Here is a 13484-nt window from a genome sequence, read left to right on the forward strand (position 1 = left end):
GGACAGACATGCTCTATCAACTGCTGGGGCAGACGGGGCTTCGGGTGTCCGAACTGTTCCTCGGCGCCATGACGTTCCACGGGCGGGACCGCGACGACACCGCGCACAAGGAATACGCACGCATCGTCGAAACCTACGCACAGGCCGGCGGAAATGTCATCGACACCGCGGTCAATTACGGCGAAGGGGAGAGCGAGGAGATTCTCGGCGAGTTACTCCAGAAGGACCGTGACCGCTTTGTGCTGTCCACCAAGTACACGCTCTACCGTGACGCGTCCGACCCCAATGCCTCCGGAAATCACCGGAAGAATCTGAAACTCTCGCTGGAAACCAGCCTTCGCCGGCTGCGGACCGACTACATCGACCTCTACTGGGTGCACATCTGGGACCGGAACACACCGCTCGAAGAGACGATGCGCGCCCTCGACGACGTCGTCCGCTCGGGCAAGGTCCTCTACCTCGGTATCTCCGACACCCCCGCCTGGGTGGTAGCGCGGGCCAACACACTGGCCCAGCAGCACGGCTGGACTCCCTTCTCGGCGATCCAGGTGCCGTACAACCTGCTCAACCGTGACATCGAACGCGAGTTGCTGCCCATGGCCGAGGCGACCGGGCTGTCCGTCGCGGGGTGGGGCCCGCTGGCGAGCGGCGCCCTCTCCGGCAAGTACACGCGCCCGAACGGCCGGCCCACGGGCAGGACCCGGATGTCCGCGCAGGACCTCAGCCCGCGCGACCGTGCCGTGGCGGAGGCCGTGGCCGAGGTCGCGGACGAGGTGGGCGCCACGCCCTCGCAGGTGGCGATCGCCTGGACCCGGGCCCGCTCCACGGCCGTCCATCCGATCGTGGGTGTCCGCACCGTCGACCAGCTCACCGACAACCTGGACGCGACCGGGGTCTCGCTCTCCGCCGAGCAGCTGGCCAGGCTGGAGGCGCCGACCGGGTTCAGCCGCGGCTTCCCGCTGGACTTCATCGACTCGACGGCCCAGTGGGTCTACGGCACGGTGGGCCCCCGGGTCGTCCCCCGGAGCCGCTGACCACACGCGGCGGTGGGCCGGGAGGGATGTCCCTCCCGGCCCACCGTCCGGCCGCCCGCGCCCCGCGAGTGCGGCCGCGCCGCTCAGGCGAAGAACTCGTTGTACTCGGTGGTCCCGGTGCCGAAGATCGATCCACGACCCTCGACGATCTTGCCGTCCCGCCAGCGCATGACGTGCACCACGTCGATGTCGAGCTTGCGGGAGGTGTCACCGGCCCGGGTGGCGGTGTTGTGGGTCAGGTCGACGCTGATGTCGCCCTTGACCAGGGTGTTCGAACGCTCCATGGCGAAGGAGTTGTCGGCGAGCGCGCCCACCTCGCCCATGAAGGCGAGGAAGGTGTCGAGTCCCTCCTTGAGGCCCGAGACCGGCGCCTCGCCCGGGACCAGCCACGTCATGTCGGCATCCCAGTACTTGTCGATCTGGGCACGGTCGCCGCTCGCCAGCGCCTCATAGGCGGCGATCACGCGGGCCTCGTCGAGGCGGTTGGCTATCTGCTGGTTGGAGATGGCCTTGCCGCCGGCCACCATCTCCTGGTCCGCGACGACACCGCCGATGGACCAGGAGCCGGGCTTCACTTCCCGGATGAGGGAGAAGATGTTCGGCTTGGTGATCTCACCGAAGACATTGACGACTACGTCGGCGAGCTTGGTGATGACATCCGACTTCTGCTCGTCGTCGGCGAATCCCTCGACCAGGGTCAGCTCGATGATGGGCATGTGTGTCTCCTGTCTGCGTTCCGACCTATGGGTGCGGGCCTGCTACTTGGCTACTTGGCCCACCTGTCCGGAATGGGGGCGAGGTCGTAGGCGGCCCAGAAGAAGTTGTCGGCCGCGTACTGGTCGCTCATATAGACCTGGACTTCCGCGATACGCCCGTCACGAATGCGGTAGTGGGTGCAGTTCAACGCGTCGAGGGTGGCGCCCCGGGACTCTCCGTATCCGCGGTGCACCTCGACCACGGTGTCGTCGCCCCATGCGTCGATCCGAACGATGTCGACCTTGATTCCCGAGTTCACGAGGCCGCCGAAAAAGGCGATGACCTCGTCCGGCCCCTGTTTGACCCCGCCCACCGGATTGCGTCCGGGCAACGTCCACACGAGGTCCGCCGCGAAGACTTCTTCCTTCAGGAGGCTCAGGTCTCCGGTGTTGAAGAGCTCATACATCCGCTCGACCAGCGCCACATTCCGCTTGGCCGGCTCATCTTCGTGCGGCACAGCATCTCCCTTCGGCACTGCGGTGTTCTCCCGTTCAGCAGTGAACGTCCGGAGTCCGCCGTACCGCGACAACTTGAAAGTGCTTGCCCCACACTTCCGGGAGTCGACAATGCGTACGGCTGAGGCCCGGCCCCTCCGGAAAGGGGACCGGGCCTCAGTCACAGACGGCGGAATTCTCAGGTCGACTGGGGTTCGAAGTCCCAGTAGGGCCGGTTGCGGGAGCGCGCCGAGATGGTGTGGACGTGCTGTTCGCCCAGGGTGGCGGCGAGGTCGGAGAGGGCCTCCTGCTCGACCTTCTCGGCCTGCTGACGGTCCCGCAGGGCGCGCAGGTCGGCGGCGAGGGCGACGCGGGCGGACAGGGTCAGCGGGTGAGTGCGGCCGAGTGCCTCGGTGGCCCGGGCGACCGCCTGCTTGCTGAGCGTGGCCGCCCCCTCGGGGTCGCCGACAAGGTTGCGCAGGGCGGCGGCGTTGATGGCGCAGCTCAGCGTCCAGGGGTGGCGCTCCCCCACCGCCTCGGTCATGTCGGCCAGCGACTGTTCGATGAGGACATGGGCGTGGTCCCGTTCGCCGACGCTGCGCAGCACCAGGGCGTGGTTGGCGCGGACACCGGCGATGTAGGGATGCCCCTCGGCGAGCATCACTTCGTAGCGGGCGACGACGGACTCGCCGAGCTCCCGCGCCTGGTCGATGTCACCGTGCTCCCGCGCGAAGCAGCTGGTGCTGGTCGCGAACCTCAGCGTCTGCGGGTCCGCCTCGCCCAGCACGCGCTCGCAGCGCTCCAGTACGCGGGCGAGCATCGGTCCCGCCGCGGCACGGTCGCCGGTGCGGTAGCGGCACAGGGCCAGGTTGTGCTCGGCGTCCAGGGTCTGCGGCCGGTCCTCACCCATGACGATGCGGTTCTCCCGCACGTTCTTCGTCTGGATCGACGTGGCCTCGGTGTAGCGGCCCAGCAGACGCAGGTCCGTGGCGTAGGAGTTCTCCGAGTTGAGCGTCCAGGGGTGCCGGGCCCGCAGCAGCAGGCGGCGTGCCTCCATGGTCTGCCGGTCGGCGTTCAGCGCCTCCCCGTAGCGGCCGAGTAGCCGCAGCGACACCGCCAGGTTGTTCTGGGCCCCCTGGGTGCGCGAGTCCTGTTCGCCGAGGAGGTCGCGGTAGGTGACGAGGAGCTGCTGGGAGAGCTCCAGCGCCTCGCCGTAGCGGGCCAGGCCGCGCAGGTCGGCGGCGAGGCCGCCGACCGCGCGCGAGTAGTCCAGGTCGTGCTCGCCGCGTTGCTCGCGCAGATGGTCGACGGCGGCGCGCTCGATCGTCTCGGTGCGCTGGTAGTCGCCGACCGCGCGCAGCAGGTTGGCGTAGTGGTGGGTCAGCTCCCAGATCCTCGGGTGGCTCTCGCCCAGCAGCGTCCGCCAGGCCTTCAGAGCGCGTTCGCCGAGCTTGATGCCCGCACGGTACTCGCCGGAAATGTACATGTAGCGCAGGCAGTTGAAGACCAGCGACTGCACCGCCGGGTCCTTGCTCTGCAGTACGTCGGCGTGCTTCAGATGCGGCACGATCTCCGCGTAGCCGGTCCACAGCCGGGTGTCCGTGGGCCGCCGTGGATCGGCCGCGGCCAGCGCCCGGCGGACCACCTCGATGAACTCGCCGCGGTCCTCGTCGGGCATGTCCTTGCGGACGATCTGGTGGACCATGCGGTGGAGGTAGAGGGACTCACCGGAGGACGTGATCTCGTCGGTGGCGGTCTCGTGGGACTCCAGGCGGACGACCGAGTACTGGCGGAGCTGGTTGATCGCCTTGTTCCACAGGAGCGGGTCGTTGAGCAGCCCCGCGATCTGTTCGGGCAGCTCGTCGTGCGGCATCTCCTTCAGGAGGCGTACGGGGATGAAGCCCGGCGCGAAGAAGGTGCACAGGCGGAGCAGGTCGACGGACTCCGGGACGGTGTCGCGGAGCTTGTTCAGCAGTATCGACCAGGCGGTCTGGAAGGCGACCGGGAAGTCGGCGGAGATCTTGACGACGTCCTGGTCGATGCCGCCCTCCAGGAGGGCGATGTACTCCTGGACGGACAGGTCCGAGTCGTTGAGCCAGCCCGCCGTCTGGTCGAGCAGCAGCGGCAGGTCCTCCAGCGCTTCGGCGAGCTGGTCGGCCTCGGGCTCGCTGAGGCGGGGCGCCCGGCGGCGGATGAAGGCGACCGACTCGTCGCGGTCGTAGACCGGCACTTCCAGCAGCTTGCTGTTGTGCTCGCTCCACTCGGGGTTGCGCGAGGTGATCAGAACATGGCTGGGTCCGGTGGGGACGAGGTCGTAGATCTGGTCCGGCTCGTCCGCGCCGTCCAGGATCAGCAGCCAGCGGGCGTACGGGTCGCCGCGCCGCAGCGAGTCCCGCACGGCGCGCAGCCGCTCGCCGTACTCGGCGCCTGTCGAGAGGCCCAACTGCGGGGCCAGTTCGGCCAGTCGGCGCCGGTAGGTGACCCGCTTCTCCGAGTTGACCCACCACACCACGTCGTACTCGGAACCGAAGCGGTACACGTACTCCGCGGCGAGCTGTGTCTTGCCCACGCCCGACATGCCGTACAGGGTGACCACGCCGGCGCCCGGCTCGGCGCTCTGGAGCAGGTGGTAGGCGTCGTTCAGCAGGGGCTCGCGGCCGGTGAAGCGGGTGTTGCGGCGGGGCACTCCGCCCCACACCTCGGGCATGGCGGCCGGGAAGCGGGGGCCCCGGCGGGTGCCTTCGGCGGACTCCGGGAGGGGGTCGGCGGGCAGGTCGAGGCGGTCCAGGACGCGCCGCTCGGCCTCGTCGGCACCCATGTTGTTCAGCTCGACCGCGCCGAGCACGGTGGTGGCGGTCGGCACCGGGACGGTGGTGACGGAGACGGCCGCGAAACGGGTCGGGTCGGGGGCGATGACCTCGCGCAGCGCGCTGTTCCACTCGTCGTGGGTGCGCGGGCCCAGCTGGAAGTACCACTCACTGACGATGATCAGGATCCGGCCCTGGGCGAGCATCAGGTCGCGCAGCAGGTCCACGAGCGGCACTTCGGCCGGGGAATCCCAGCGCTGGTACACGACGCGATGGCCACGCCGCTCCAGACGGTCCCCGATCCAGGCCGCCCAGGCCCGGTTGAAACCGGCGAAGCTGATCGTGACGGTCTGCCTCGCGGCCCCCCTCTCGGTTGGCCCGACCGGCGTACGAGCTCCAGACATGCAGCGGCCTCCCCGCACGTGATTTTAGAACCGGTGCGAGGTCCGGCGAAAGGCACTGACGGCTACCAGTCGCTTGCTCCACGGTTCCTTTTCATCCTGCTCAAGCGACGATCTTGGCGCACCGATCGCTCCGCGTCCGGGAACCCGCGACTTTCGGCGAGGATGGCTCAATCGCGCGGGTGGCGTGGCGCGTTCGGCGGGCGCACAGCGGGTTCGGCGGGCGCGCGTCGCGCCTCCGGTGGGCGCGCGCGGGTCTCACTCGCCCGGCGCGTGGCGCTGCGTCCACAGCGCGCGGGAGGCGCGTACGTACGCCTGGGCGCGCGCCGCCTGTCCGCGCGGCGCGGGATGGTCGGCCAGCCGTTCGTACACCGCGACCATCTGGTCGACGAACCGGCGCCCCTGCGCGGTGAGATCGCCCGATCCGACGAGGCTCGGCAGGACGGCGCCGACCTGCTCCCGGTAGCGCGCGTGCTGGGCCCAGGCGGCGTCGCGCCGGGCCGGATGGGTGGTGGCGAGGGCGCTGCGCTGGAAGAAGTCCGCCAGCGCGAGGTGGGAGTACGCGCCCTGCAACAGGCCGTCGTACGGTCGCGGGTCGGGCCGCCAGGGTGCGAAGTAGCGTGCCCCCGCGCCCGCGTGATGGAGCGTGAGCATGTCACTGAGTGCGGCCAGTTTGGTGTGCTGGAGTTCGTGCACCAGGGTGGCCGCGAACGTCGTGGCCGTGGCCGGGGTGCTGCTGAGGAGGGCGCCGAAGGCCTCCCGCCGGGTGCCGCTGCAACTGCCGGTGGTCCGGCCGCCGGGCGTCGAACCGGGTGGCGCGGACAGCGGAACCAGACAGCGCAGCAGCACGACGGCCTCCGTGAGGCGGTGCTCGCCGCCGAGCCCGAGCACGGACGCGATGCCCGACCACGACTGCAGCCAGCGTTTGCGCTCGGCGTCGTCCAGGGTGACGGGTCCGCTGAGCTCGTGGTGGCGGGGACCGCCGCGCGCGGTGCGGTACGGGTCGAGGTCGTCCAGCGGTACGGGGCCGGAGCCGGGCAGCAGCCCGGGCAGGGCGTGCGCGGGTGTCCAGGCGGCGGCCTCGGACCAGGCGCCGACGCCGCCGCTCTGCAGGTGGACGACGACGTCCTTCGCACCGCGCTGCCGCAAGGTCAGGCTCTGCCGGCGGTGCACGACGTCGACCGGGGCGTCCCCGGGCGCGGCCGTGTGCAGTGCGCCGAGCGAGGGCAGCGTCAGCACTCCGTCGCGCGCGGTCAGCCGTACGGCGAAGGACACTCCGGCCCGGACGGCGGCCACGGCGGCGAGCGCCCCGAAGTGGGCGAGGTCGCGGGCCAGTTCGCGGGCCTCCCGCTCGCTGCGCGGCCCGGGTTCCCTGCGGAGGCCGCGCAGACAGTGCCGGGCCCAGGGGCCGACGAAGGGGTGCAGGACGAGGGCGCGGACCGGCGAGAGCGGAGGTCCGAGCCCCGTGCCGGCCGGCGGCGTCGGTGCCGGCGAACCGCCGTACGCGGCCGCGGGTGCCGCACCGCTCTCGTCCGCCCAGGCCGCCGGGCGGACGGGCGGCTCCATCCGGTCCGCCTCCTCCAGCAGCGCCCAGTCCTCCCCGAGCCGGTCCCGGGCGGCGGCGGAGCACACCGTCGGGTCGGCCGCCGCCACCTCGTCGAGCACCGCGCGGAGCAGCAGCAGCCGCCGCGTGTGCTGGTCGCGTACGAGGAGCCCCAGGGTCTGGGGGCCGCCTTCGGTGCGGCCGAGTTCGGTCAGGGCCCGGTCCGGGACCGCCGGCAGGATCACGGGGTGCCTCCTTCGAAAGAGGCGGAGACGGGGGCGACCCCGGCGAGCCTGTCCGCCACATGGCGGATGAAGCGCTGGAGGTCGGCGCAGTAGACGGAAGGGTTGGCGAAGCCGTTGTCGGCCCGGTAGCGGTGGGCGTAGTGGCCGCCGCCGCAGACGGAGAGCAGCGGGCAGGTCCGGCAGCGCGCGGCCAGCGAGGCGGCGCCCGTCTGCCGGGCCACGACACCGGGGTGGCGCAGTGCCTCGTCGAAGCTGTTCCGGAAGACGTCGAGGCCGGTCTCCGCCGCCCCCTCGTAGCAGGACTTCAGGGAGTCGACCTGCTCGATCGACCCGTCGGTCTCCACGACCACGGCGTCGAAGGGCGCGAGGCCCAGCGACTCGGTGGCGGCGGGCAGCCCGAACAGCAGCGCGACGCAGGCTTCGAAGAGCCGGACGCGCGTCTCCCGCCGCCCGGCCCCCCACCAGCGGTCGAAGACGGCACAGAGCCAGTCCCCGTACGGGACATCCATGTCGCCCCAATGCGGCGGCGGCGCCGACCAGTTGCCGTGCGGCAGCAGCAGGTCGATCGCCGGTGGCCGCAGGGCCAGCAGGGACTCGTACAGCTCGACCGGGTCCGTCGTGGGGTCGACGACCGTGAGGATCCCGGCGTACGCCTCGGGGCAGCGGTCGGCGATCAGCCGCGCGCCGCGCGAGGCGGCGGGCCAGGACGGGCGCCCGGCGCGGTCGGTGCGCAGCGCGTTGTGCGCGGGCAGGCCGCCGTCCAGGCTGATGCCGACGCGGATGCCGTGCCGGGCCAGGACGGCGAGCCGCCGCTCGGTGAGCTGGGTGGCGTTGGTCTGGACGGTGGTGTGGACCGTGCAGGAGTCCGGAACCCGGTCGCGTACGAGAGCGGTGAAGCGGGCGAGCGTGTCCACGCCCGCGAGCAGGGGCTCTCCGCCGTGCAGGACGAGGGAGAGCGCCGTCGTGCCGTGGGCGCGCGCGTGCTCGCCGATCCGCGTCGCGGTCCGGTCGAGGACGCCGGGCGGGGCGGCGGCCGGGCGGGTGCGCCAGGTGTGGTCAGGGCCCTCGTAGAGGTAGCAGTAGCGGCAGGCGAGGTTGCAGCGGCCGTGCATCTTGACGATGAACTGCCCAAAGGGAAGGGGATGTTCGGGCAGCCCGGCGAAGGTCGCGGAGGTGGCGGAGGTCGCGGAGGTGGCGAAGGTCGCCGGGGTCACCTCTTCAGACACTCCGGCACCCCCATGCTGTAAGGCCCCGTGATCCCACGGTACGGTCCGCGCCACGGCCCCCTGCCCGTACAGGGCGGCATTCCCGGGCGGGGGCCCGACACAAACGCGGCACGATCGAACTTGTCCGGTTCAACGACAAGTCAGACCGGAACTGACGTCTTGCGATGAAGAATTGACCCTTCGGATGGCCCATTCAGAAGGAGTTGTTGAACCCCCAGAGCATCTCGCTCGGCTGCCCCGCCCGTTCCCGCAGCTCCTCCAGCACCTCGGTCAGCACCGGGTGTTGAACCGTCCTGAGATCCGCGAGGTCCAGCTCCAGCAGATCCGGCAGCCGCCCCGCGGCGATGTCGGCATTCAGTGCGTCGTCCCGTGCACTCATGTCCTCCCCCTTTTCCCTCACTCCGCCCGGCGACCGCCGGGAGGCACTCCCTCACTCCAGCTCGGCCAGCCGCTGCGCCGTCTGCCGGGCCGTCGGCTCACCCGTGCTCACGGCGCCGTCCGGCAGCCTGGACCACTCGGCCCGGGCGGCCCGGTAGGCCTCGCGTGCGGCACGCGGGCGTGCCGCCGCCTCGTAGGACATACCCCGCCAGTGATGCGCCTGCGCACCCAGCTCCACGGCCTCCTGGCGCCGTCGGTCCGTCTCCGCCTCCTCCTCGGCCGCACGGGCCGATTCGGCCGCGGCGCGGAAGGCGTCGACCGCCTCGTCGAGCCGCGCGGGCCTGCCCAGGCTCTGGTACGCCTCGAACTGCGCCTGCCCGAGCTCCAGCCGGCAGCGCGCGGCCGTCAGCGGTTCACCGGCCTCCAGCGCCGCGAGCCCGAAGAGATGCTCGGCCTCCCGCAGATCCACCCGGTCGCCCCGGGCGCGGTAGCGCAGCATCAGGGCGCGGCCGAGCAGCAGCAGGCGGTACGCCAGCTCGCCGCTGCCCGCGGGGGTCTCGGTACGGCAGTCGCGCAGCACCCGGATGGCCTGGGAGAGCGACTCGCGCGAACCGGCGCCGTTGGCCGGCACCGCCCGGCGCAGCAACGCCTCACCCCATTCGGCGAGGACGTCCGCGTGCACGGGGGCGTCCCTGGGCACGCCCCGGGAGGCCTGCTCGAACCGTGCGGCGGCGTCCTGGAGTTCGCGCGGGTCGCCCGACTCGGCGTACCGCGCCACGCCGATACGCCCGGCGCGCACCAACAGCTGGGCGCGCAGGCCCTGTTCACGCGTCAGGCCCAGCGCCTCGTCGACGTATGCCTGGGCGTCGTCCAGCGCGCCGCCCGACTTCAGGAGCGCGTCGACGAGGTCGAGGAGGATACGGACACGGGAGGGTTCACCCGCCGCGGGGAGCACCGGCCCGGAGCCGGGTTCCAGGGCGGCCCGCAGGGAGTGCGCACCCTGTTCGGCGTACAGCCGGGCCTGTTCGTGGTCGGCCGTGGCGCCCGACAGGCGCAGCAGGACGCGGCCGTGGGCCAGCGGGAGTTCGGGCGGGCGCTGCCGCCGGTCGGGCCAGGCGTCGGCGAAGGCCTCCAGCATGCCGACCGCACCCTGGAGCAGCGCGCTGTCGCCACCGAGCCGCCACTGTGCCTCCAGCGCCCGCACCCGCTCCAGGGTGAGCCGCAGGGCTTCCTCCCGGTCGTCCAGGTCGGGCGCGGCGCAGGCCACCGCGTACTCACGGTCGGCGCGTTGCAGCAGGTCGAGCGCGCCGCGCCGGTCGCCGCGGCGCCTGCGGTCGGTGGCGGCGGCGTGCAGCACCCGTGCCAGTACGGCTCGTTCGCGCAGTGCCCTGGGGTGGGCGACGGCGCGCTCGGCGGCCGTCTCCGCCTCGCGCAGCAGCTCGGCGCCGCCCTGCACCTCCCACAGCCGCAGCACACAGTTGGCGTACTCGGCCCACAGCTCCGGGTCGGCGCCCGCGGGCCGTTCGTGCTCGGTCGCGCCACGCAGCAGCTGTACGGCGTCGATGAGGTCCTGCACCATGCCGTCGGTGTCGAACTGCCCGACCAGGGAGCGGGCCCGGATCACCGCCGCGTGGGTCGGCCGCTCGTCGGGCGGGTCGTCGCGCCCCCGGCCGGCGACCAGCGCGAACTGTTCCGGCAGCGGCATGAAGCGCTCCAGGACCCGCACGGCGACCTCGGCGAAGGGCTGCGGGACCAGCGTGGCCCCGCCGTTGTCGCCGTTCTCGCCCGGGTATGCGGCACCGGGCGCGTACGGCCGCCCCGAGCCGCCGTCGCCGAGCTGGGCGAGCGCCAGGGCCGGGAAGTTGGGGCCGCCCTTGCCGAAGCGGTACTCGATGTACTCCGAGCAATGCTTGAGCACCAGCATGGCCTCGTCACGGCCCAGCGGCGACAGGAGGGCCTCCTGCACGCCGGGCGCGAACTCGTACCACTGGGCGCCGTCCGCCCCGTAGTCCTCCGCCTTGGCGCGCGAGACCAGGCCGCTGAGCAGGACCTCGGCCAGTTCGGAAGGTCCGGAGTCGGGCAGCATGGTGCGCTGGACGAGCTGCATCACGGGGAGGCTGAGGGGCGCCGCCGCCAGATAGCCGGCCAGGCGTCCCGCCGTCTTGGAGGCGTTGGAACGGAACCGGCTGACCAGTTCGAGCGCGGACAGCCGGCGCCCGGGGCGGGCGGCCGGGGCGGGCGGATGGTTGTGGCGCACCCAGCCGACCGCACCGGCCACGGGCCCGGCGCCCGCCCCGGACAGCAGCCGCGCCCAGGCGCCGAGCGCGGCGGGCTCGGGAGGCAGGACGGGCACGGGAAGCGCACCCGCGTGCGCCTCCGGCGGGGTGCCGGCCGGCAGCCGGACCTTCAGCGTGGCCGCGCCCGCGAGGGCCTCGCCGCGCGTCAGCTCGCCGTACGACACGGGCAGTCGGGTGCGGTTCCACATGCGCTGCGGCAGCGGCTGGATCACGGCGGCGGGGCCCTGCCGGGACAGGTGGTACAGCAGCCGGTGGGCGTGGCCGCTGTGCCACAGGGGGCCCGCGCAGTCGCTGACGAGGAGGGTGATCCGGCGGCCGGTGGGGTCGCTCAGCCGGTCGGCGGAGTGCAGCGGGGCCGCGCGCGGCTCTGGGCTGCGGCTGACGGCGGGCTCGCCGTCCGGGGCCTGGTGCAGATGGCTGACCTCGATGTCCCAGAAGGCGCCCAACTGGCCGAAGACCTGCTCCAGTTCGGCGAACATCCGGTCCCACACCCGCATGGACGAGGAGGCGTCCATCACCAGCTGGAGCGCCGCGTCGGCCCGGGTCACCCCGCGGAACACCGGCAGGACCAGACCGCCCGCCCGGGCACTCAGCTCCGCGGTCGCCGTCTCGTCGAGGGTCGTGCGCAGGGGCGGGGCGCCGGTCCGATACCCCTGCAACGGCCGTAAGGCGCGCTGGAGTTCGAGCGGGGCGGGGAACGCGGGCGCGGCGGGCACCCCGATCGGCAGCACCGTCACCCGGCCCTGCCCGTGGCCGCGCGGCGCGCCGTCCCGCGGCACCGGGTACAGCGCCACACGCCGGTCCGCCGCCCCGTCCCGCTGCGGCGGCTCGGGCCGGTCGCCGGGCGGCACCGGAGCGGCACCCCGCGGGGCCGGACGCTCGGGAACCAGGTCACGTCCGGTCACCGGCGCTCCGGACGGCGGCGTGCTCCCCCGCCCCGCCTCCTCGCCCTCGACGGCGTCCGTCGGGCGCGCCCAGCGGGCCAGCCAGAGGGTGTCGCAGAGCTGCTCGGCGTCCGGGTCGAGCCCGATCTGCCGCATCCCGGCGATGAGTTCGGCGATCGGGTCGCCGCCGGAACGGATCCGGTCACCGCCGGAACGTGTCCGGTCTCCGCCGGAAGCTGTCGGATGGCTGCCGGAGGGTTCGACGGGATCGGGACCGGGATCGGGGTCGGGCCCGTGGCGCGCCGCGGCGTCAGGCATCAGCGCGTCACCTCGGGCGGTCGAGTCGCTGGATGAGGAGGTCCGCGAGACGGTCGCGACTGGGCGGGGCGGCCGCGTCGGTGAGGTAGATGGCGTTCAACAGCTGGTCCGCGGCGACCAGTTCACTGCGCGAGCGCTCCAGGAAGCGGGTGATGAGATCGTCTCCGGCCCGCGCGGCCTCATCACCGAGATGAGCGCGTACGAAGGTGGCGAGCCGATTGTGGTCGGGGCGCGCCAGTTCCAGGTGGATGCAGCGGCGCATCAGCGGAGCCGGGAAGTCGCGCTCCCCGTTGCTGGTGAGCACCACGAACGGGAAGGCGCGGCAGCGCACCCGGCCGTCGCGCACCCGCGCCTTGGTGCCGTCGGCGGTGAGCACCTCGGCCACACCGCCGGGCAGCCGGTCGGCGACGCGCTCCAGCTCGGGGATGGCGAACTCTCCCTCCTCCAGCACGTTGAGCAGGTCGTTCGGCAGGTCGATATCGCTCTTGTCCAGCTCGTCGATGAGCAGTACGCGCGGGGTGTCGGACGGCAGCAGCGCGGTGCCGAGGGGGCCGAGCCGGATGTAGCTGCCGATGCCCTCGACGGAGCCGGGGGCCCCGGGAGTGGCGGGATCGGTGCCCTGCGGCGCGGCGATCTGCACGTCCTGGAGCCGGGCGATCGCGTCGTAGTGGTACAGCCCGTCCTGGAGCGTGGACCGGCTGACGATCGGCCAGCGCAGTACGTTGCCCAGACCCAGTTCGTACGCCACCGAGTGCGCGAGCGTGCTCTTGCCCGCACCCGGGCTGCCGGTGACGAGCAGGGGCCGGCGCAGATAGAGCGCCGCGTTGATCATCTCCAGTTCCTCGGCGCCCGGCCGGTGCAGTTCGGCCAGGTGCCGGTGCGCGCCCAGCCGCCGGTCCTGGGAACCGTCCGCGCCCCTCCCGGCCGCGTCCCGGCTCGCGAAGTCGCGCCAGGGGGGCGGGGCCGGGAGGCGGTCTATGCCGTCGTGGGGTTCACCGGCACCTCGGTAGATGAGCCACTCGCTGGATTCGGTCATTGCCCAGTCCTCGTCGTCACTCGTCCACCACGGCAGCCGTCCGAACCTGCATCACGGTATCGATCCTCGGGGGGCCTCGTAAGGTCCCAAGACGGGCTCATAACGGGCCACTTGGGCGTCGCACG

9 protein-coding genes are annotated in these 13484 nt (G+C 72.4%); 1 reads left to right on the forward strand and 8 read right to left on the reverse strand.

The window, feature by feature from the left end:
• Window positions 1-8 precede the first annotated feature (8 nt).
• On the forward strand, window positions 9-1034 hold the full coding sequence (locus OIC96_RS15545) for an aldo/keto reductase (protein WP_330307256.1): 1026 nt from the start codon (window positions 9-11) through the stop codon (window positions 1032-1034).
• Window positions 1035-1117: 83 nt separating this feature from the next.
• On the opposite strand, the gene OIC96_RS15550 is transcribed toward OIC96_RS15545, so the two are convergent.
• From OIC96_RS15550 to OIC96_RS15585, 8 genes are all read right to left on the reverse strand, one after another.
• On the reverse strand, window positions 1118-1750 hold the full coding sequence (locus tag OIC96_RS15550) for a nuclear transport factor 2 family protein (RefSeq protein WP_330307255.1): 633 nt from the start codon (window positions 1748-1750) through the stop codon (window positions 1118-1120).
• A 50-nt stretch (window positions 1751-1800) separates the two neighbouring features.
• Window positions 1801-2247, reverse strand: a complete 447-nt coding sequence (locus tag OIC96_RS15555; protein WP_327431664.1) for a nuclear transport factor 2 family protein — start codon at window positions 2245-2247, stop codon at window positions 1801-1803.
• Between the two features lie 176 nt (window positions 2248-2423).
• Window positions 2424-5435: an FxSxx-COOH system tetratricopeptide repeat protein gene (fxsT, locus tag OIC96_RS15560; protein WP_330307254.1), complete on the reverse strand. Its 3012-nt coding sequence runs from the start codon at window positions 5433-5435 to the stop codon at window positions 2424-2426.
• Window positions 5436-5690: 255 nt separating this feature from the next.
• Window positions 5691-7217, reverse strand: a complete 1527-nt coding sequence (locus OIC96_RS15565; protein ID WP_406502283.1) for an aKG-HExxH-type peptide beta-hydroxylase — start codon at window positions 7215-7217, stop codon at window positions 5691-5693.
• Window positions 7217-8374, reverse strand: coding sequence for an FxsB family cyclophane-forming radical SAM/SPASM peptide maturase (locus OIC96_RS15570; RefSeq protein ID WP_330310287.1), 1158 nt, complete (start codon window positions 8372-8374; stop codon window positions 7217-7219). Before OIC96_RS15570 ends, OIC96_RS15565 begins: the two co-directional genes overlap by 1 nt.
• 265 nt (window positions 8375-8639) lie before the next feature.
• Complete coding sequence (gene fxsA, locus OIC96_RS15575) at window positions 8640-8825, reverse strand: FxSxx-COOH cyclophane-containing RiPP peptide (RefSeq protein ID WP_330307252.1); 186 nt, start codon at window positions 8823-8825, stop codon at window positions 8640-8642.
• 51 nt (window positions 8826-8876) lie between these two features.
• Window positions 8877-12323 (reverse strand): SAV_2336 N-terminal domain-related protein, encoded by a 3447-nt coding sequence (locus OIC96_RS15580; RefSeq protein WP_330307251.1) that lies wholly within the window; start codon window positions 12321-12323, stop codon window positions 8877-8879.
• 7 nt (window positions 12324-12330) lie between these two features.
• On the reverse strand, window positions 12331-13359 hold the full coding sequence (locus OIC96_RS15585) for an AAA family ATPase (RefSeq protein WP_330307250.1): 1029 nt from the start codon (window positions 13357-13359) through the stop codon (window positions 12331-12333).
• Between the last annotated feature and the right edge of the window lie 125 nt (window positions 13360-13484).

This window comes from Streptomyces sp. NBC_00775 (assembly GCF_036347135.1).
Taxonomy (GTDB): Bacteria; Actinomycetota; Actinomycetes; order Streptomycetales; family Streptomycetaceae; genus Streptomyces; species Streptomyces lutosisoli.